Genomic DNA, 18,062 nt, shown 5'->3' on the forward strand with positions numbered 1-18,062 from the left:
GGGCGTCCGGCGCGTGTCTTGGCGAGGCCTACTCGATGAATTCGACTCGCTCGTAGGCGCCGTTCGTCACCAGGGTGATGGTGACCGGCTCATCGCCGCGGTTGCGCCAGAACCAGCCGTGCTTGCCGTCGAAGGCGGCCACGAGCACGCCCTGTACGCGAGTGTCTGTCCCCTTGCCGTAGCCGTGGTAGGAGATCCCGCGCCCGTCGCCGTGGGTGTCGTAGTTCACCGCCCCGCCATCGGCGGACCAGGTGAACTCGGCGCGATCCCCTTCCTTCATGGTGAGCTTGATCTCACCGCCCTCGTCGGGCTCGAGCGTCAGGCTCGTGCGGTCCGAACGGACTGGCGTGCCCGGCGTCGTCGCGGCCGTCACGGGCGCAGGGCCTGCGGCTGCAGGGGGCGCTGCGGGCGGAGCGACAGGGGGCGCAGCCGTCCCTGGCTGCGCCCCGGTTGCTGGAGGCTCCATCGGCGGCGTCAGAGGTGTCGTGGCGATCGGAACCGCCTGGGGCGCGGCGCCGGCCTCCTCGGCCGCGGCTTCCGCGGCGAGTTGGCGCTTGATCCGTCCCATCTCGGTCAGGCCGAGCAGAGAGCCGACCCGCGTGGGGTCGATCCCGTACTCCGCGGGCAGGACGACGGTGACGAGCAGGGCTGAAGCGACGACCACGGCGATGCCGGTGGACTTCAGCAGCTTGGCGGTCGACGGCAGTTCGGAGGCGTCGGGCTTGTTGGCGTTGTACATTTGAGGTCTCCGGTCAGGCGACGAAGAAGCCGACGAGCTGATAGCCCGCCAGGATGAAGCCGAGGGTCATGAGGACGACGTTGGCGGCGTAGGCGTGCCGCCAGAAGCCGGTCGTCTTCCTCCAGAAGCCCATGACGATAAGGATGGCGCCCAGGGCCAGGAGCTGGCCGACCTCGACGCCGAGGTTGAAGGCGATCAGATTGCCGATCAGGCCGTCGGGCGAGAGGTTGAAGTCCTGAAGCTTGGTGGCCAGGCCGAAGCCGTGAACCAGGCCGAAGACCAGGGTCGCCGCCCTGGTCGCGGGCTGGAAGCCGAACCAGCGCTGGAAGGCGCCCATGTTGTCGAGCGCCTTGTAGGCGACCGACAGGCCGATCACGGCGTCCACCAGATAGCTGGAGACGCTGATGTCGGTCAGCACGCCGAGCAGCAGGGTGGTGGAGTGGCCGACCGCGAACAGGGTCACATAGAGGCTGATGTCCTTCATCCGGTAGAGGAAGAAGATCACCCCCAGCAGGAAGAGCAGGTGGTCGTAGCCGGTGACCATGTGTTTGGCCCCGAGGTAGACGAAGGGCCAGAACAGGAAGCCGGACGTCTCCTGGATATAGCCCTTGTCGCCCTCGGCCACGCCGTGAGCCAGGGCGACCGTGAGCAGGCCGTTCAGGAACAAGATGAACAGCCCCAGCAGGAGGACGCCCGCAGGCGTCCTCAGCCAGGCCGTCCAGCGATGGATCGCGGCGGTCATGCGTTGCTCCGAGTGAAGGGAAGACGGGGAAGCCAGCGGCGCGGTGCGCCGTCCGCGCGGGGCGGCCGACCGTGGACGAGGCTGTAGAGGGCGGGAAGGACCAGCAGAGTCAGGATCGTCGAGGAGATGATCCCGCCGATGACGACGGTGGCCAGCGGGCGTTGGACCTCGGCGCCGGCCCCCACGTTGAGCGCCATCGGCACGAAGCCGAGGCTGGCGACCAGGGCGGTCATCAGCACCGGCCGCAACCGGGTCAGGGCGCCTTCGCGTATCGCTTCTCCAAGGGGTCTGCCTTCAGCGATCAGGGTGCGGATGAAGCTGACCATGACGACGCCGTTGAGCACCGCGACCCCGGACAGGGCGATGAAGCCGACCGCCGCTGAAATCGAGAGCGGCAGTCCGCGCATCGCCAAGGCGGCGACCCCGCCGGTCAGGGCCAGGGGCACACCCGAGAAGACGATGGCGCTGTCCTTGACCGACCGGAAGAGGGCGAACAGCAGGCCGAAGATCAGCAGCAGCACCACCGGCACCACCAACTGCAGCCGCTTGGCCGCCGAGATCAGCTGTTCGAACGTGCCGCCGTAACTGATCCAGGACCCGGCCGGAACCTCGACCTCGGCTCCGACCTTTTCCTGGACCTCGGCGATGAAGGACCCCAGGTCGCGGCCCCGCACATTGGCGGTGACCACAACCCGGCGCTTGCCGTCTTCGCGGCTGATCTGGTTTGGGCCCTTCTCGACGACGATGGTCGCGATCTCCTCAAGGGGCACGAAAGCCGTGCCGCCTGAGCCGGGCACGGGAATGCGCAGCCGACCGATGGCTTCGGTGTCCTGGCGCAGCGTCTCGGGCAGGCGCACGACCACATCGAAGCGCCGGTCGCCCTCGAACACCTGACCGGCGACCACGCCGCCGATCGAGGTCGCGACGACCTGCTGGACATCGTCCATGCTGATCCCCAGCCGCGACAAGGCAGCGCGGTCGGGCCTGATCTGCAGGACCGGCAGGCCGGTGACCTGTTCCACCGAGACATCCTCGGCGCCCTCGATGCCGCCAACCACGCTTTCGACGGCGTTGCCGACTTCAAGCAGGGCGTCGAGATCGTCGCCGAACACCTTGATGGCGACGTCGGCGCGAACGCCCGAGAGGAGTTCGTTGAAGCGCATCTGGATCGGCTGGGTGAACTCGTAATTGTTGCCCGGGATCTGGGCCACGGCCGCCTGGAGTTCTGCCAGGAGTTCTGCGCGGGGTTTGCGCGGATCGGGCCAGTCTTTGCGGTCCTTCAGCATGATGAAGGTGTCGGCGACCGAAGGCGGCATGGGATCGGTCGCCACCTCGGCGGTGCCGATCTTGGCCACGACCCGCTCGACCTCGGGGAACTGGGCGATGCGTCGTTCCAGCGCCGTCTGCATCTGCACGGCCTGGCTGAGGGAGGTGCCGGGGATGCGAAGCGCGTGCATGGCGATGTCGCCCTCGTCGAGGTTCGGGATGAACTCCGACCCCATGCGGCTGGCGCCCAGGGCCGCGATCGCCACCAGGGCGACCGCAACGGCCACGAAGGCCACGCGCAAGCGCAGGGCCAGGTCCAGCGCCGGCTGATAGAAGCGCCGGGCGCCGCGCATGACGAAGCTGTCCTTCTCCTCGACCTTGCCAGTGACGAACATGGCGACGGCGGCCGGGACGAAGGTCAGCGACAGGACCAGGGCGCAGGTCAAGGCGATGACGACGGTGATCGCCATCGGATGGAACATCTTCCCCTCGACGCCGGTGAGGGCGAAGATCGGCACATAGACGAGAGTGATGATCAGCACCCCGAACAGGGATGGCCGGATGACCTCCCCGGAGGCCGAAGCCGCCAGCCCGAACCGCTCCTCGCGGGTGAGCAGCCGGCCCAGGCGATGCTGGGTCTCGCCGAACCGGCGCAGACAGTTCTCGACGATGATGACCGCGCCGTCGACGATGAGGCCGAAATCCAGCGCGCCCAGGCTCATCAGATTGCCCGAGGTGTCTGTCCGCACCATGCCGGTGATGGTCATCAGCATGGTGACGGGGATGACCGCCGCCGTGATCAGCGCCGCCCGGATGTTCCCGAGCAGCAGGAACAGCACGACGATGACCAGCAGCGCCCCCTCGACCAGATTCTTCTCGACCGTGTGGATCGCCCGGTCGACCAGATCGGTCCGGTCATAGACCGGCACGGCCCGGACGCCGGAGGGCAGGGCCCTGGATGCTTCGTCCAGACGGGCGGCGACGGCCTGGGCCACGGTGCGGCTGTTCTCGCCGACGAGCATGAACACCGTTCCGAGCACGACCTCTCGGCCGTCCTCCGTCGCGGCGCCCGTTCGCAGTTCTTCGCCCATCACCAGGTCAGAGACATCGGCCACCCGGACCGGTACGCCGTTGCGGTTGGCGACGATGATGGCGCCGAGATCCTCGAGCGTCTCAGCCTGGCCTGGAACCCGGACCAGGTATTGCTCGCCGTAGCGTTCGACATAGCCGGCGCCGACATTGGCGTTGTTGCGGTTCAGCGCCTCGACGACCTCAGCCATGGTCACGCCATAGGCGACGAGACGATCCGGCCACGGCGTGACGTGATACTGCCGCTCGAAGCCGCCGATGGTGTTGACCTCGGTGACGCCGGGCGTGTTGCGCAACTGGGGCCGGATGACCCAGTCCTGCAGCGTTCGCAGGTCCTCGGGCGTGTACAGTTGGCCGTCGGGCCGTCGGGCGCCCTGTTCGGCCTCGATCGTGTACATGAAGATCTCGCCCAGACCCGTGGCGATGGGGCCGAGTTCGGGCGTCAGCCCTTCCGGCAGCTGACCCCGCGCCGCCTGCAGCCGTTCATTGACCAGCTGACGCGCGAAATAGATGTCGGTGCCATCTTCGAAGACGACGGTGACTTGGCTCAGCCCGTAGCGCGAGACCGAGCGCGTGTATTGAAGGCCAGGAATGCCGGCGATCGCGGTCTCCACCGGGAAGGTGATCCGCTGTTCGGACTCCAGCGGCGAAAAGCCGGGCGCCTCGGTATTGATCTGGACCTGGACGTTGGTGATGTCCGGCGTGGCGTCGATGGGCAGGCGCTGGAAACTCCAGGCGCCGACCGCGCAGGCGAGGAGGACGAGCGCCATGACGACCCAGCGGAAACGGATCGACAGCGCGATGATGCGTTCGAGCATGGTGATGCGAGCCCCTAGTGGTCGTGGCTCGCGCCGGACTTCTCGACGTCCGCGCGGATGAGGAAGGCGCCGTCCACCACATACTCGGCGCCGGGATCGATGCCGCTCAGGACCTCGGTCCATTCGGGTGTGCGGCGGCCCAGTTCGAGCATCCGCACCTCATAGGTCGTGCCGAAGCGGGCGTAGACCACGGTGAAGTCACGGAACGGCTGGAGCGCCTTGGTGCGCACCGCTAACGGAACCTGTCCGGCGCCGACCTGCACCTCGCCCGACACGCCCAATCCTGGCCGCCAGATGCCGCCCTGATAGGGCAGGTCGACATGGGCGATCAGGACCTGACTTGTCAGATCGGTCGAGGGCAGAACCGCCTCGATCCGGCCGTTGAAGGTGTAGTCGCCGGCCAGACTCTTGACGATGACCGGCTGACCCGCGCGGACCCGTTCGGCGTCGCGGGGATAGAGCAGGAACTCCGCGTGCAGCCGGGTGGGATCGCCGATCATCAACATCGGCTCGCCGCCTCCCGTAATGGAGCCGACATTGACGTTCTTGGCCACGATCATGCCGGCGATCGGCGCTGTGATCGCGTAGGTCTGGAGACTTTCGCTGGACTCGACGCGGGCGATGACCTGCCCGCGTGAGACGCGGGTCCCGAGCGCGACGTTGAGCGCCACAACCCGCCCGGGATAGCGGGCATGCACCTCGGCCTGGCCTTCGGGCGTGATCTCGACCCGGCCCGTCAGGGGCAGGGTCTCGCCAAGCGTCGCGGGCCCGACACGTTCGACCGTCACCCCGCCGGCGCGCGCCGCGTCGGCCGTGATGGTCGTGCGACCTTCGTAAGAGGCATAGGCCCAGCGGTGCTGCTTGCCGGCATGGGCGGCGGTCACCACGACATCGAACGAATGGGGTTCGAAGACGACCCCCGACGACGCCAGATAGTCGTTCTCGGCGGCGAAGACGAACCGGTTGGTCTTTGGGCCGAGGCGGTTGAGCGTGATGGCGGCCTGGACCTGTCGCGGATCGACCGGCTTGTCCTTGAAGTAGGGATACAGCCGGAACAGCGGCTCAGGCCCCTCTTCGTAGAGGGTGATCTCCAGCGCGAAGTCGCCGTCGCGCAGCATCCGTCCCCGATGGGGGCCGCGCTCATAGTCGCCGGCGGCGGCTTCCTCTTCGGTCTTTTCCGCCGAACCGCCTTGGCCGCAAGCGGAAAGTCCGACCGCGAGGGCCAGTAACGAAGCGGCGATGACGCGCCGCGATGGGGTATGACGGATCATGAGCGAGTCTCCAGGCCGAGCAGGTCGGCATGCGCGCCGGTCAGCCGATCAAGGCGGGCGCGATCGATGTGGAATTGTTTGAGAACGGCGACCCTCCGCGCCTTCGTCGCGAGAAGCGCGGTCTGGGCGGCGATGACGTCGTTGTAGGTGAAGCCGCCACGCGCGAAGCCCTGGCGCACGAGCACGACGGCGCGCTCGGCCTGCGGCAGAGTCTCGTTGGCGATGCGGCTTGCTTCCAGGGCCCGCGACGCGAGGAGCACCTGCAATCGCGCGATTTCCCGCTCGCGGCCGCCATGTCGGCCTCGGCGGCGACGCCCTCGAACCTGGCGCGGTCAATGGCGCCTTGGTTCCGATCATAGCGGCCGAGGGGGATGGAGCCGCCAACCACCAGGCCGAGATCCTGTCCATCCCAGAAATGGCGGACGCCGACGCTGACCGTCGCGTCGGGCGTGGCCCGCGCCTGTTCGAGGCTGACCTGCGCCTGGGCGACGTCACGCTGCGCGGCCAAAACCGCCAGGTCGATCTCGGCGGCGGCCCCAGCCACCTCGCGAGCGGCGCTGGTGTCCTGGAAGTCGGCCGGATCGAGGGAGAAATCCAGTGCGCCGGTCCAGAAGCGCCCCAGAGTGGCCCGGGCGAGGCGGGCCTGAATCTCGGACTGATCGAAATCGATCTGGGCCTGCGCGAGTTCGGCCTCGGCGCGGGCGCCGGCGAACAGGGGGTCGCGGGCCATGTCGACCCGACGCTGCACCTCTTCCTGGAAACGCTCGGCCAGGGCGAGGCGCTCCCGCGCGATCTCAAGCTCAGCCTGGGCGGCCAACGCTTCGGCCCAGGCGCGCTGTACCTGCTCAAGACGGTCCAGTCGCCTGATCGCGGCTTCTGCCTGCACGACGGCGGCTTCGCCGCGCGCCAGCGCCACACGCGCGGTTCGATCGCCGCCGCGTTCGAACCGCTGCTCATAGGACAGGGTCGTTTCCGTCCGGTCGATGATGTCGCCTCCGCCCAGCGTGGGCAGGTTCTCGACCATCAGGCCCACTGTCGGATTGGGGCGGACGTCGGCCTGACGCACCGCGGCTTCGCCGGCGCGATCGCGGGCTTCCAGACCGGCGCGGGCAGGATCCGCGACGGCGGCGCGACGCAACGCTTCGTCCAGAGGGAGTGAAGGTGTCGGGGCGTTGGTCGGCGACTGAGGCGTCGCCGCTTGGGCGAACGCCGTCGTCGCCGGCAAGGCAGCCGTCAAAGTGAGCGCGAGGGCCGAAACGGCCCCATATCGCGCCCATGATCCGGCGCAACCGGACAGGGGATGTCTCAAGGGTAGTCTCCAAAAACAGGGCGCGCACGGCCGTGCGGCGGTGCAGGATCAGACGATCAGGTGCTGCTGTTTTGGAGGGTGGGAAGGACCGTCACCTCGGAATCCCGGCGGGGTGAGGTCTGGCGTTGGTCCCAGATCAGCGGAGGCCCTGATCACGGACTCGATCGGATGTGCGGGCGTCGCCAAGGCGACCTGAACGTCACCGCCACCGTGGTGGTGATGCTTGATCGGACCGTCCCCGGGCGTCTCGGCGACCTCGAACGCCAAGGCGTCGTCGGTCGGTGAAGGCTCCGGCTGATCGTGCTCATGTCCGTGGCCTTGATCGCGCTTATGATCGTGGTCGACCATGGCCGCTGCCGCATAGGACACCCCTGGGAACTGCAGGCCGTGTTCGATGCGATGCTGGGTGTTGATCACGCCATGCGCCTGCAGCGCGACCACGATGGTCACGCCGAGACAGACGCAGAAGAGGCGGAGCAGTGGCGGCAAGATGGACGTCCCCGATTCTCGTCGGTTAGGGGGAATCGCCGTGCCGCGCAACGGCGGGATCGTCGCAGCACCGCAGTCGTCGGATCGCCGGCCGCTTTCGATCAAGCCTCGGCCAACCGGGCCGATCGCGAGGTGACGCAACGGTCGCGGGAGGGGGCGGGCCAGGAACTTCTGTGAGGAAGCCCGGCGTTTCGCCGCCGATCGCCGCCGACGCTGACGCGTCCCCTGGCTCTCGATCGACGCCTATCGTTCCCGGAACCCGCCGACGATGAGCCTACACCGCTCACGGCGGGTTGCGAAGGTCGGGCTTGACCGAAGGCGGCAGGGGAGGAAAACACGCCGATGGCCAAATACGCGCCCCTCGCAACCTTCCTTCGGCGCCAGAAACAGGCCGAAGTGGACCTGACATTCCGGGACATCGAACGGATCGTCGGCGGCATTCTGCCGAAGGCCGCGACCACGGATGGATGGTGGCGAGCGGACCCGTCCGGGCCTGAAATGCCTCAGCACGTCGCTTTTGCGGACGCCGGCTTCGTCGCCGAACCGCAAACACGCGCCGAAACCGTCCGCTTCGTCCGGATGAACGCCGCGCCGTCTCCCGCTAGGCTGGAGCAGGCCGACGAACGGGATGAAACACTCTGACGCCGGCCCGCCCCCCGGCAATCCCCGATGGGAGATCGCCGGGGGGCGGGCCAGGTCGGACCGATCAGTTGTGGGCGGCGTGACCCTGGGGCGCCGGCGTGTCCGACGGAGCCGGGGCTGGCGGCGCCGGCTCCGTCGGCGCAGGATCGGTCTTCATCTCGTCACAGCAGCTCATGGCGGCGTCGGCAGCCATGTCCTTGCAGCAGTCGCAGCCCTCGGCGGCCAGAGCCGCCCCGGCGCTCAGGGCGAGGATCGCACCGGCGGCGGCCAGCAGGTTGGAAACTTTCATCGTCGTTCTCCTAGTGAACCATGAAGCTGACGGAGCCGGACATTTTGTGTCCGTCCGGACCTTCGGCGGCCCAGGCGGCAGCATAGGTTCCCGGCGCGAGACGCGGCAACGCTACGCTGACAGTCGCGGCGGCTGGCGCAGCTGGTGCGGTCACGACGATCGGAGCCTGGCCCTCGGCGGTGAGGGTCACGGTTTTCAGCATCATCGGGTGAGGGAAGGTCGCGCTGAACCGTTCGGGCGAACCGGATGTCATCGCGCCGTCGGCCGGGGTGGTGACGATGCCGGATGCGGCCGGAGCCTGGCGTTGCATTCCGGCGTGACCGGCGTGCGCGTCCTGGGCGGCGGCGGCGCCGGCGAAGGCCAGAGCGGCGGTAAGGGTGAGAACGCGGATCATGGGTGGTCTCCTTCGGTTAAAACCAGGCCTTGAGGCCGACGACGACGCGGGTGTCTTCCGCCTCGCCGCCTCGGGCTTCGATGTAGTCGGCGGTGTTTCCGAGCGCGCGGCTCCACTCGACGCCGACGTAGGGGGCGAACTCCTTGCGGAATTCGTAGCGCAGTCTCAGGCCCGCCTCGATCGAAGAGAGGCCCGAGCCGATCTCCAGCCCCGGAATATCACTGGCTGAGGCGTCGATTTCGAGGCGCGGCTGGAGGATCAGGCGCTGGGTGAGGCGCTGATCGTACTCGGCTTCGACGCGAGCGGTCAGGTCGCCCTTTGTGGACAGGAAGGCGGCTGCGTCGATTTCGAACCAGTAAGGGGCCAGTCCCTGGAGACCCAGGACCAGATGGGTCGTGTCGTCCCCGCCGGAACGGAAGTCCTGGCGCACGCCAGCCTGCACGTCCCAGAACGGCGCGACCGCGCGGCTGTAGAGGGCTTGGAGTTCGGCCTCCTCCAGAGCACCGCCGAAATCGCCTTCGCCCTCGGACTTCCACCAAAAGCGGTTGATGTCGCCGCCGTTCCAGCCCTGAACGTCCCACAAGTAGGTGTCCCCGCCATCGCCGAAGCCGGTTTCGAGGCGGTCGATGATGACGGCGGTGGTGCGCACATCACCGTTCTCGGCGATCAATGTCTGGCGCGATGCCTCCATCGCCTCTGCGCCGAAGATCAGGTCGGCGGCGTGCGTCGGACCGCTCAGGGCGGCGGCCGGAGCCGCCGCCTCTGGAGGTCTGCCGGGATCGTCCGCGCTGGTCGGGACATCCGGCGGGCCCATGCTCATGGCAGACATGTCGTGTCCGGCGTGAGGGTCCGCCTGGGCGGGTTGCATCGTGGACATGTTGTGGCCGGCGTGCGGATCAGCCTGCGCTGGCGCCATGGTCGACATGTCGTGACCTGCATGAGGATCGACCGCGGGCGGCGTCTGCGCCGACGGCATGACATGACCGGCGTGCGGATCCTGCGCTGGCGGCCGAGCGGGCGTTTGAGGCGTGGCGACCGGAACAGGGGCAGGTCTTGGCGCAGGAGACGCGGGCATGACATGGCCGGCGTGTGGGTCCTGGGCCTGTGCGCTCAAGGCGCTGGCGGCGAGGATCAAGGGCGCGAGTGTGAGGGCAAGCCGGTTCATCAGGCGGCTCCGTCCATGGGCCGCACCGTCACGACATTGAACATGCCGGCGTGCATGTGCATCAGCATGTGGCAGTGGAAGGCCCAGTCTCCGGGTGCGTCGGCGGTCAAATCGAAGGTCACTTTCGATCCCGGCGCGACGTTCACCGTGTGCTTCAGAGGTTGGTGGCCTTCGGGCCCGCCCGTCACCAGTTCGAAGAAATGGCCGTGCAGATGGATTGGGTGGCCCATCATGGTGTCGTTCACCAGGGTTACGCGGACCCGTTCGTTTCGTTCGAAGCGGATCGGCTCGACAAGCTCCGAGAACTTCCGCCCATCGAAACCCCACATGAACCGTTCCATATTGCCGGTGAGATGGATTTCCATCGTCCGGGACGGCGGACGGCGATCCTTGTTCGGCTGGAGCGAAACCAGATCGGTGTAGACCAGCACGCGGTGATCGACGGTTTCCAGGCCGAGGGGTCGGTCGCCCAACCGGTTGGCGGGCGCCATGGCGATCATATCGACGCCCACGCCAACCGCCATGTCGGCCGGCGCGTTTTCTGGGTCCCTCATGTTCATCGGCCCCATGCCCGCCATATCGGACGCGGGAGCGGCGGCCGGGGTCTGCCCCATGGCGGCGTGATCCATGCCGGACATCGCGCCATGGTCCATGCCCGCCATCCCGCCGTGATCCATCCCACCCATGCCCATGTCGCGCATGGTCAGGGTCGGAACCTCCCGGAGCGGCGGAACGTCCGCTGTCATGCCCAGGCGTGGGGCGAGAGTGGCGCGGCCCATGCCGGAGCGATCGATCGCTTCCGACACAATGGTGTAGGCGCGGTCCTCGGTGGGCCGGACGATGACGTCGTAGGTTTCGGCAACCGAGATCTGGAACTCGTCGACCTCGACGGGCCGGACATGATCGCCGTCCGCCTGGACCACGGTCATCGGCAGGCCGGGAATTCGCACATTTAAAATCGACATCGCCGAGGCGTTGATGACGCGCAGGCGCACGCGTTCGCCAGGACGAAACAGGCCGGTCCAGTTCTCTTCCGGGCCATGGCCGTTGACCAGGAATGTGTAGGTCGTCCCGTTCACGTCGGAAATGTCACGCGGATCCATGCGCATCTGACCCCACATGCGCCGCTCCTCGAGGCTCATGCCGTCCGCGCCTGAGAGCAGACCGGACAGGGTCGTCCGCTGGCGGTTGAAGTAGCCGGGGCTCTTCTTCAGCTTCGCCAGGATATCGTGGGGATGCATGAAGCTCCAGTCCGACAGGACCAGGACATGCTCGCGGTCGTAGGCGACGGGATCGGCGCCGGCCGGGTCGATGACGATCGGTCCGTAGTGGCCCATCGCCTCCTGCAGCCCGGAGTGGCTGTGATACCAATAGGTGCCCGACTGCTTGACCGGAAACTCATACACGAAGGTCTCGCGCGGCCGGATGCCCGGGAAGCTGATGCCCGGCACGCCGTCCATCTGGAACGGCAGGAGAACGCCGTGCCAGTGGATCGAGGTGTCCTCGTCCAGGGTGTTGGTCACCGACAGGCGGGCGTTCTGACCCTCGCGAAGGCGCAGCAGCGGCGCCGGAAGTAGTCCGTTGACCGTCACGGCATGACCGGTGCGTCCCCCGACCGAGAACGGCGAGTGGCCGACCGTGAGGTTGATGTTCGGGCCGACGAGGGACGGCAACTCCGACCGAAGACCCGCTGAGCCGGTCTGGGCCCAGGCGGGCAAAAGGCCCTGCAAGCCGAGCAGACCGCCTCCCGCCGCGGCGCTGCGTAGAAGGGTGCGTCGGTCCAGTCGCATGATCGACATCTAGGCTCGGTCCTCGCTCAGGTTGTCTCGACCTCGTCATTCCGGGCGGAAGAACGGACGGTCCTACTGCCAATACGCATGAACGCGCCGGTCCCCTTGCATCGAACCGCCTCAAGCGACGACGACCACGTCAGAGTCGCCGAAGCGCCTCGGCGAGCTTGGCGCGCGCCCTGGCGACGCGGGTCTCGACCGCCTTGGGCGTAGCCCCCACGATTAGCGCGACCTCGGCGTGGGACCGACCCTCCAGGGCGGTCAGAAGCAGCGGCGCCTTCAGGGCGTCCGGTAGATCGGCGATGGCGCGGTCCAGCGCCGCCCGACGCCGTCCGTCATCCACCTGTTCCTCGGGCGTCGCCGCTCCATCCCCGACCGCCAGGGCTTCGGGCGCGTCCAGGCCCATCACACCGCGAACCACCCGGCGAACCGTGCGCTTGCGGCCCCAGTCGCGGCATTTGTTGACGGCGATCGAGCGGAGCCAGGTTGAAAAGCTGCGGCCCGGATCATACCGGCGAATGGCGAGCCAGGCGGACGCATAGGTCTCCTGGACGACATCGTAGGCCTCTTCGTCGTCGCCGATATATCGACGAACGAAGCGATGCAGGTCGCCCTTGGTCGCCGTCATCAACGCGCTGAAGGCGGCCCGGTCGCCCTTCGCCGCCCGTGCTCCGAGTGGAACCCCCGAATCCACGCTGATTCTACCCTGCGTCTTGCAGGAGAGCTCCGACGACCTGACGGTCGAACACCTGAGCCTGCTGGGGCGTCAGGACCGACCGCATCTTGAACACATGGGCGATGGTGGCCTTCTGGAGATCGCCCATGGCGACGTGGAAGTGATCGACCGCGGCCTGGACCTGCGGACTGTCGCCCTCGCTGACCGCGATCGCGTCCGCCAGTTCGCGATTGGCGGTTCGGACTTCGGCTTCAAGCGCGCCGCGCCGCGACGCGAACCGGGCTTCGATTGCCTCTAGCCGGGCTTCCTGGTCCGCCGTGAGATCCAACTGGTCATGGACGATGCTGTGCAGACTGGGCGTTTCGTGCCGCTTCATCAACCAGGCTGTGCTGGCCCAGGTCCCCGCGCCGCTGGCAAGGGCGGCCAGCGCCGCCGTGATCGCGATGGACCGCCACCCCGCCGTCATTCGCCGGCTCCGAGAGTCCCGATCGGAGAGAGGCCTGCCGACACGCTGAACACCCGCATTTCGGAAGGTTCAGCCCTGGCGGACAGGGCGAACAGGCCCCCGTTGGCGACGCCCACGACGAGCGCCATGGCCAGAGCGGCGACGCGAACCTGACCCATCCGCCGTTCGCCGACCCGGTCCTCGATGCGGCGCCACACATCGGACTCCAGCCCGGAAAGCGCGATCTGGCTCTCCGGCCGGGCGCTCGCGATCAGGCGATCGATGTCCTCAGTCATGTTCCACCTCTGTCGGCCCCCTAGTCCCATACGCGTCGTACAGCCAAATCCCTCGGTTTAGGTCTCGCGCCGTCAAGGCAACGAGGCCGGGGGCGCGAGCGCCCCCATTACGGCGACGATGGTCAGAACGGCGAGGGAGAGCGCGAATTCCACCACCAAGCTTCGCCGCAGGTGACCAAGCACCGGACTGGAATCCGCACCGGCGGCCTCGAAGGCGGGGGTCAGGCGGAAGCGATTGACGGCGGCCAGGCTCAGCATGAGACCGAACAGGACGATCTTGAGGATAAGCCAGCGGCCATAGGCCGTATCGGTCAGCGTCCAAAGCCCGCTCCATCCGACCAGGAAGGCGCTGTTCACCACCCCTGTCAGCAAAAGAGCAGCGACGGCGGCCGTGCCGACACCGGCGAAGCCGGCCAAGGCGCGCGCCAGAGCCAGGTCTTGCGCGGACGGTTCCTTGGGCCGCCACACGACCAGAGCGGCAAAGGCGGCCAGAGCGCCGACCCAAAGCGACGCCGAAAGGGCGTGTAAAATATCGGACGCCAGATGGATCCCATGTCCGGAACCCTCGGTAGCCGCGCCATGACCGGTCCAGGCGAAGCTCGCCGAGACCAGAAGGCCGAGTGAGGCGCAGACCCACCACAGCCGGGGCCCGGGTCTGATCATCGCGATCGCCGCCACGGCCAGAAGCGCAGTGGCGGACCGCACCGCCAGCGCCATGCCGAGACCCATGCCGGTGACCATCATGCCCAGCGAACCGGGCTTCATCGCTTCGCTAAGGGATCCCGCCATCATCGCGGTCTGGGCGACGAGGGCGGCCGGAGCCGCCAGAGCCAGCACCAGCGCCGCCCAGAACAGAGCAGGCCGAGGCCAGGCTAGGGGGAGGGGTCCGGTCGCCCGCGCGCTGTACATCAGGAAGGCGGGCAGACCGAACAACAGGGCGGCCGCGACGTACTGGACCGCTCTCAGGCCAATGACCCAGGCCTCGATCACGTCAGCGAACGGTGAAGGCGTAGGAACCGGTCATGCGGTGACCGTCGCTCGAGGCGATCTGCCAGTTGACGGTATAGCCTCCGGCGGCGAGCGGTCGCGCGAGCGCGCCCGTGATCGACCGGCCGTCCTCGCTGACGGTCGTGCTGACGGCGGCCTTCGCGCCGGCCGCGTTCACGACTTCAAGCGTCGAGAAGGCCGGGACCATCCGCTCGCTGAAGGTAAGGGCGATGGACCGGGGTGCGGCCACGGTCGCGTTCGCCGCGGGCGTCGAACTGACCAGACGCGCATGAGCGCTGACTGCGCCGGCGGTCATGACCACGGCCGCGGCGACGGCGAAGGCGGGAACGAAACGATTGAAACGCATGTCGTGACTCCACTGACATCCAGACGATGTCTCAGAAATACGCGGCGGTCGCCCCTTTCCCTCGCCGGCCTAGAGTTTCACCGCGCGCAGTCTCAGCGCATTCCCGATCACGCTGACCGAGGAGAGCGCCATCGCGAGCGCCGCCAAGGCCGGCGAGAGAAGCCAGCCGAACACGGGATACAGCAGGCCGGCCGCCACGGGGATGCCGAGGGCGTTGTAGCCGAAGGCGAAGACGAGGTTCTGGCGGATATTGCCCATGACCGCGCGGGAGAGCCGCCGTGCGCGCACGATCCCTTGCAGATCGCCGCCCAGCAGGGTGACGCCGGCGCTCTCGATCGCCACGTCCGACCCCGCCCCCATGGCGACGCCCACATCGGCTGCGGCGAGGGCAGGGGCGTCGTTGACGCCGTCCCCCGCCATGGCGACGATCCGACCCTGCGCACGAAGCTGTTGAACGACGGCCGCCTTGTCCTGCGGCAGGACTTCGGCTTGGACCTCGTCGATGCCGAGGCGCCGCGCGACGGCTTCGGCCGTGGTTCGGTTGTCTCCAGTCATCATGACCAGCCGCAGGCCGGCCGCCTTCAGCGCGAGGATCGCCTCAGGCGTGGTCGCCTTGACCGGATCAGCGATACCGATGACGCCGGCCGCCTTTCCGTCGACCGCCACGAAAATGGCGGTGGCCCCGTCGTGGCGGAGCGCGTCCGCCTTCGACTCCAGCGTGGAGACGTCGATTGAAAGCTCGCCCAGATACCGGGTGTTGCCCAGGGCGACCTGGCGGCCCTCGATCGTCCCGCGGACGCCGCGGCCGACCGGGCTGTCGAAGTCCACGGCCTCGGAAAGGGGGATGTCCCGGTCCTTGGCTGCCCGGACGATCGCGTCGGCCAACGGGTGTTCGCTGCCGCGCTCAAGGCTGGCCGAGAGACGCAAGATGTCCGCTTCGGCGAAGCCCTCGGTGGGCAGGATCGCCGTTACCGACGGACGTCCCTCTGTCAGGGTGCCGGTCTTGTCCAGAACGAGGGTATCGACCTTCTCGAAGCGTTCGAGCGCTTCGGCGTTCTTGATCAGGACGCCGGCGTGCGCCCCACGCCCCACGCCGACCATGATGGAGATCGGCGTCGCCAGTCCCAGCGCACAGGGACAGGCGATGATGAGGACCGAAACGGCGGCGACAAGGGCGTAGGAGAGGCGGGGTTCCGGACCGACCAGGCCCCAGACGACGGCGGCGAGGAGGGCGATCGCGATCACGGTCGGCACGAACCAGCCGGAGACCGTATCGGCCAGCCGCTGGATCGGTGCGCGGCTGCGCTGGGCCTGGGCCACCATCTGCACGATCTGCGCCAGCAGAGTGTCGGCGCCGACCTTGTCGGCGCGCATGATGAAGGAGCCGGTCTTGTTCAAAGCGCCGGCGACGACCCGGTCGCCGACTTCCTTGGTAACCGGCATGGACTCGCCGGTCACCATGGACTCATCGACGGCGACCCGGCCATCCAGGAGTTCGCCATCCACCGGGATCTTCTCTCCGGGCCGAACCCGCAGGCGGTCGCCGACGGCGATCTGGTCGAGGGAGACATCCTCGTCGACGCCGTCCGCGCGGACCCGTCGCGCGGTCTTGGGCGTGAGGTCCAACAGGGCTCGAATTGCGCCGGAGGTTTGTTCGCGGGCGCGCAGTTCCAGAATCTGTCCGACGAGGACCAGCACGGTGATGACCGCCGCCGCCTCGAAGTAAACCGGTGCGCTTCCGTCGGCTTTCAGGAAGGCGGGCGGGAACAGGCCCGGCGCGATGACGGCCACGACGCTGTAGAGCCACGCAACGCCGACCCCCATGGCGATCAATGTGAACATGTTGAGCCGACGGGTGCGCAGCGACGTCCACCCGCGCTCGAAAAAGGGCCAGCCACACCACAGGACGACGGGGGTCGCCAGCGCGAACTGGATCCAGTTCGACATCTGGCCCGGGATCAGCCTGTGTAGGTTGGTCAGGTGCCCGCCCATCTCCAGAGCGAAGACCGGCAGGGTCAGGGCCAGACCGACCCAGAAGCGGCGGGTGAAGTCGATCAGTTCGTGGTTGGTCGGCGCTTCCGCCGTGACCATTTCGGGCTCGAGCGCCATGCCGCAGATCGGGCAGGAGCCTGGGCCTTCCTGCCGAATCTCCGGGTGCATCGGGCAGGTGTAGATGGCGCCGGGAACGGCCGGCTCGGACTCCGCTCGGGGATTCAGGTAACGCGCCGGATCCCCGACGAACTTGGTCCGGCACCCTGCCGAACAGAAGAAATAGTCCTGACCGTCATGACTGGCTCGGTGAGCGGTGGTCGTCGGATCGACTGACATGCCGCAGACGGGATCCTTGACCACAGCCGCACCGTTCGAGGCCTTCGCTGCGCAGCAGGCGTGACCCGGGGCATGATTGTGAGGATGCGTGGACATGTCGCTGTCTCCGGTTGACCGAAGCGTTCACATATACCCGTGGGGGGTATATCGCAAGATACCCTCATGGGGTATATGTGGGTTCTGAAAGGCGAGGTCAGATGCAAACCGATACGAAACCCAAGGTCCTCAACAGGTTGAGCCGGATTGAAGGCCAGGTGCGGGGAATCGCGCGCATGGTCGAAGACGACCGGTACTGCGTCGACCTGCTGACCCAGTTGCAAGCCGTTCGCGCCGCGCTTCATCGCGTGGAGACCGAAGTGCTGAGGGATCACCTCGATCATTGCGTCATGGGCGCTATGACTGGCGACGATCCAGAGGATCGAAAGGCCAAGGCCGGGGAACTGATCGAACTCCTGGCGCGGGCCGGACGGTAGACGGAACGAACGAGGCCTCCTGGTCGCTACCGTCGGGATATCAAGGAGCCGTCATGAAACGCATCAGCCTCGTCCTCGCCGCCTGCGCCCTGTCCGCGGCCTGTTCCCCGCAAGCCGAAGAGCCCGCCGTGGCGGCGCCGGAGGCCGCCGCAACGGCGGGTAGCCATGGCGCGATGGAGGGCGGCATGGCCGCGGCCGCGCCCGGCGACTCCGTCGCCACCCAAGGTTACAAGGCTTCAATGAACACCATGATGGAGGCGATGCCCGCCTTCACCGGAGACGCGGACATCGACTTCATGAAGCAGATGCGTGGTCACCACGTCGCCGCCGTTTCGATGGCGCGTGTGGAACTCGCGCAAGGCAAGGACACCCAAGCGCGGAACCTGGCCCAGGAGGTGATCACGGCGCAGGAGCGCGAAATCACCCTGATTGACGCTTGGCTTGCCGAGAAGGGAGCGTCTGCGGCTCCCGCCGCCTGACCGCTAGA

General features: G+C 67.6%; 19 protein-coding genes and 1 pseudogene. 3 read left to right on the forward strand and 17 right to left on the reverse strand.

What is annotated here, in order from left to right:
• Positions 1-28 precede the first annotated feature (28 nt).
• The 7 genes and pseudogenes from HZ989_RS07525 to HZ989_RS07555 form a co-directional block, all read right to left on the reverse strand.
• Positions 29-739, reverse strand: a complete 711-nt coding sequence (locus HZ989_RS07525) for a transmembrane anchor protein (protein WP_209322982.1) — start codon at positions 737-739, stop codon at positions 29-31.
• A gap of 13 nt (positions 740-752) precedes the next feature.
• On the reverse strand, positions 753-1,481 hold the full coding sequence (locus tag HZ989_RS07530; RefSeq protein ID WP_209322983.1) for a HupE/UreJ family protein: 729 nt from the start codon (positions 1,479-1,481) through the stop codon (positions 753-755).
• Positions 1,478-4,654, reverse strand: coding sequence for an efflux RND transporter permease subunit (locus HZ989_RS07535; protein ID WP_209322984.1), 3,177 nt, complete (start codon positions 4,652-4,654; stop codon positions 1,478-1,480). Before HZ989_RS07535 ends, HZ989_RS07530 begins: the two co-directional genes overlap by 4 nt.
• Before the next feature lie 14 nt (positions 4,655-4,668).
• Positions 4,669-5,925, reverse strand: coding sequence for an efflux RND transporter periplasmic adaptor subunit (locus tag HZ989_RS07540; RefSeq protein ID WP_209322985.1), 1,257 nt, complete (start codon positions 5,923-5,925; stop codon positions 4,669-4,671).
• Entirely contained in the window at positions 5,922-6,185 is a 264-nt protein-coding gene (locus HZ989_RS07545) for a TolC family protein (RefSeq protein WP_245162515.1), read from the reverse strand. The genes HZ989_RS07540 and HZ989_RS07545 overlap by 4 nt, the downstream gene beginning before the upstream one ends.
• Before the next feature lie 416 nt (positions 6,186-6,601).
• A pseudogene (locus HZ989_RS15320) lies at positions 6,602-7,234 on the reverse strand (TolC family protein); the annotation flags it as partial.
• A 48-nt stretch (positions 7,235-7,282) separates the two neighbouring features.
• Positions 7,283-7,684, reverse strand: coding sequence for a hypothetical protein (locus HZ989_RS07555; RefSeq protein ID WP_245162314.1), 402 nt, complete (start codon positions 7,682-7,684; stop codon positions 7,283-7,285).
• 381 nt (positions 7,685-8,065) lie between these two features.
• Here HZ989_RS07555 and HZ989_RS07560 point away from each other — a divergent pair, with 381 nt between their 5' ends.
• On the forward strand, positions 8,066-8,365 hold the full coding sequence (locus tag HZ989_RS07560; protein ID WP_209320259.1) for a toxin-antitoxin system, antitoxin component: 300 nt from the start codon (positions 8,066-8,068) through the stop codon (positions 8,363-8,365).
• A 64-nt stretch (positions 8,366-8,429) separates the two neighbouring features.
• Here HZ989_RS07560 and HZ989_RS07565 read toward each other — a convergent pair whose 3' ends face one another.
• The 10 genes from HZ989_RS07565 to HZ989_RS07610 form a co-directional block, all read right to left on the reverse strand.
• Positions 8,430-8,654 (reverse strand): ammonium transporter family protein, encoded by a 225-nt coding sequence (locus HZ989_RS07565; RefSeq protein WP_209320260.1) that lies wholly within the window; start codon positions 8,652-8,654, stop codon positions 8,430-8,432.
• A gap of 10 nt (positions 8,655-8,664) precedes the next feature.
• Positions 8,665-9,048 carry a copper resistance CopC family protein gene (locus HZ989_RS07570; protein WP_209320261.1) on the reverse strand — a complete coding sequence of 128 codons (384 nt, stop codon included), beginning with the start codon at positions 9,046-9,048 and terminating at the stop codon, positions 8,665-8,667.
• A gap of 16 nt (positions 9,049-9,064) precedes the next feature.
• Entirely contained in the window at positions 9,065-10,213 is a 1,149-nt protein-coding gene (locus HZ989_RS07575) for a copper resistance protein B (protein ID WP_209320262.1), read from the reverse strand.
• Positions 10,213-12,012 (reverse strand): copper resistance system multicopper oxidase, encoded by a 1,800-nt coding sequence (locus tag HZ989_RS07580; RefSeq protein WP_209320263.1) that lies wholly within the window; start codon positions 12,010-12,012, stop codon positions 10,213-10,215. The genes HZ989_RS07575 and HZ989_RS07580 overlap by 1 nt, the downstream gene beginning before the upstream one ends.
• A gap of 130 nt (positions 12,013-12,142) precedes the next feature.
• Positions 12,143-12,631: a sigma-70 family RNA polymerase sigma factor gene (locus HZ989_RS07585; RefSeq protein WP_245162315.1), complete on the reverse strand. Its 489-nt coding sequence runs from the start codon at positions 12,629-12,631 to the stop codon at positions 12,143-12,145.
• A 73-nt stretch (positions 12,632-12,704) separates the two neighbouring features.
• Positions 12,705-13,145 (reverse strand): Spy/CpxP family protein refolding chaperone, encoded by a 441-nt coding sequence (locus HZ989_RS07590; protein ID WP_209320265.1) that lies wholly within the window; start codon positions 13,143-13,145, stop codon positions 12,705-12,707.
• Positions 13,142-13,420, reverse strand: coding sequence for a hypothetical protein (locus HZ989_RS07595; protein ID WP_209320266.1), 279 nt, complete (start codon positions 13,418-13,420; stop codon positions 13,142-13,144). The genes HZ989_RS07590 and HZ989_RS07595 overlap by 4 nt, the downstream gene beginning before the upstream one ends.
• A 72-nt stretch (positions 13,421-13,492) precedes the next feature.
• Positions 13,493-14,410, reverse strand: coding sequence for a copper homeostasis membrane protein CopD (gene copD, locus HZ989_RS07600; protein ID WP_209320267.1), 918 nt, complete (start codon positions 14,408-14,410; stop codon positions 13,493-13,495).
• A gap of 1 nt (position 14,411) precedes the next feature.
• Positions 14,412-14,774 carry a copper homeostasis periplasmic binding protein CopC gene (copC, locus tag HZ989_RS07605; protein ID WP_209320268.1) on the reverse strand — a complete coding sequence of 121 codons (363 nt, stop codon included), beginning with the start codon at positions 14,772-14,774 and terminating at the stop codon, positions 14,412-14,414.
• A gap of 69 nt (positions 14,775-14,843) precedes the next feature.
• Positions 14,844-17,198, reverse strand: a complete 2,355-nt coding sequence (locus HZ989_RS07610; protein WP_209320269.1) for a heavy metal translocating P-type ATPase — start codon at positions 17,196-17,198, stop codon at positions 14,844-14,846.
• A 101-nt stretch (positions 17,199-17,299) separates the two neighbouring features.
• On the opposite strand from HZ989_RS07610, the gene HZ989_RS07615 reads away from it, so the two are divergent.
• Together HZ989_RS07615 and HZ989_RS07620 are read left to right on the forward strand one after the other, a co-directional pair.
• The gene (locus tag HZ989_RS07615) at positions 17,300-17,575 is read left to right on the forward strand and encodes a metal-sensitive transcriptional regulator (RefSeq protein ID WP_209320270.1); all 276 of its coding nucleotides are present in this window, start codon (positions 17,300-17,302) and stop codon (positions 17,573-17,575) included.
• Positions 17,576-17,628: 53 nt separating this feature from the next.
• Positions 17,629-18,054, forward strand: a complete 426-nt coding sequence (locus HZ989_RS07620; protein WP_209320271.1) for a DUF305 domain-containing protein — start codon at positions 17,629-17,631, stop codon at positions 18,052-18,054.
• The last annotated feature ends 8 nt before the right edge of the window (positions 18,055-18,062 follow it).

Source organism: Brevundimonas sp. AJA228-03 (assembly GCF_017795885.1).
Lineage (GTDB): Bacteria > Pseudomonadota > Alphaproteobacteria > Caulobacterales > Caulobacteraceae > Brevundimonas.

Bases quoted from the DNA above. Each gene is read 5' to 3' on its own strand.
- HZ989_RS07525 (WP_209322982.1), bottom strand. From the start codon at position 739: ATGTACAACGCCAACAAGCCCGACGCCTCCGAACTGCCGTCGACCGCC.
- HZ989_RS07530 (WP_209322983.1), bottom strand. From the start codon at position 1,481: ATGACCGCCGCGATCCATCGCTGGACGGCCTGGCTGAGGACGCCTGCG.
- HZ989_RS07535 (WP_209322984.1), bottom strand. From the start codon at position 4,654: ATGCTCGAACGCATCATCGCGCTGTCGATCCGTTTCCGCTGGGTCGTC.
- HZ989_RS07540 (WP_209322985.1), bottom strand. From the start codon at position 5,925: ATGATCCGTCATACCCCATCGCGGCGCGTCATCGCCGCTTCGTTACTG.
- HZ989_RS07560 (WP_209320259.1), top strand. From the start codon at position 8,066: ATGGCCAAATACGCGCCCCTCGCAACCTTCCTTCGGCGCCAGAAACAG.
- HZ989_RS07565 (WP_209320260.1), bottom strand. From the start codon at position 8,654: ATGAAAGTTTCCAACCTGCTGGCCGCCGCCGGTGCGATCCTCGCCCTG.
- HZ989_RS07570 (WP_209320261.1), bottom strand. From the start codon at position 9,048: ATGATCCGCGTTCTCACCCTTACCGCCGCTCTGGCCTTCGCCGGCGCC.
- HZ989_RS07575 (WP_209320262.1), bottom strand. From the start codon at position 10,213: ATGAACCGGCTTGCCCTCACACTCGCGCCCTTGATCCTCGCCGCCAGC.
- HZ989_RS07580 (WP_209320263.1), bottom strand. From the start codon at position 12,012: ATGTCGATCATGCGACTGGACCGACGCACCCTTCTACGCAGCGCCGCG.
- HZ989_RS07585 (WP_245162315.1), bottom strand. From the start codon at position 12,631: ATGACGGCGACCAAGGGCGACCTGCATCGCTTCGTTCGTCGATATATC.
- HZ989_RS07590 (WP_209320265.1), bottom strand. From the start codon at position 13,145: ATGACGGCGGGGTGGCGGTCCATCGCGATCACGGCGGCGCTGGCCGCC.
- HZ989_RS07595 (WP_209320266.1), bottom strand. From the start codon at position 13,420: ATGACTGAGGACATCGATCGCCTGATCGCGAGCGCCCGGCCGGAGAGC.
- copC (WP_209320268.1), bottom strand. From the start codon at position 14,774: ATGCGTTTCAATCGTTTCGTTCCCGCCTTCGCCGTCGCCGCGGCCGTG.
- HZ989_RS07610 (WP_209320269.1), bottom strand. From the start codon at position 17,198: ATGTCCACGCATCCTCACAATCATGCCCCGGGTCACGCCTGCTGCGCA.
- HZ989_RS07615 (WP_209320270.1), top strand. From the start codon at position 17,300: ATGCAAACCGATACGAAACCCAAGGTCCTCAACAGGTTGAGCCGGATT.
- HZ989_RS07620 (WP_209320271.1), top strand. From the start codon at position 17,629: ATGAAACGCATCAGCCTCGTCCTCGCCGCCTGCGCCCTGTCCGCGGCC.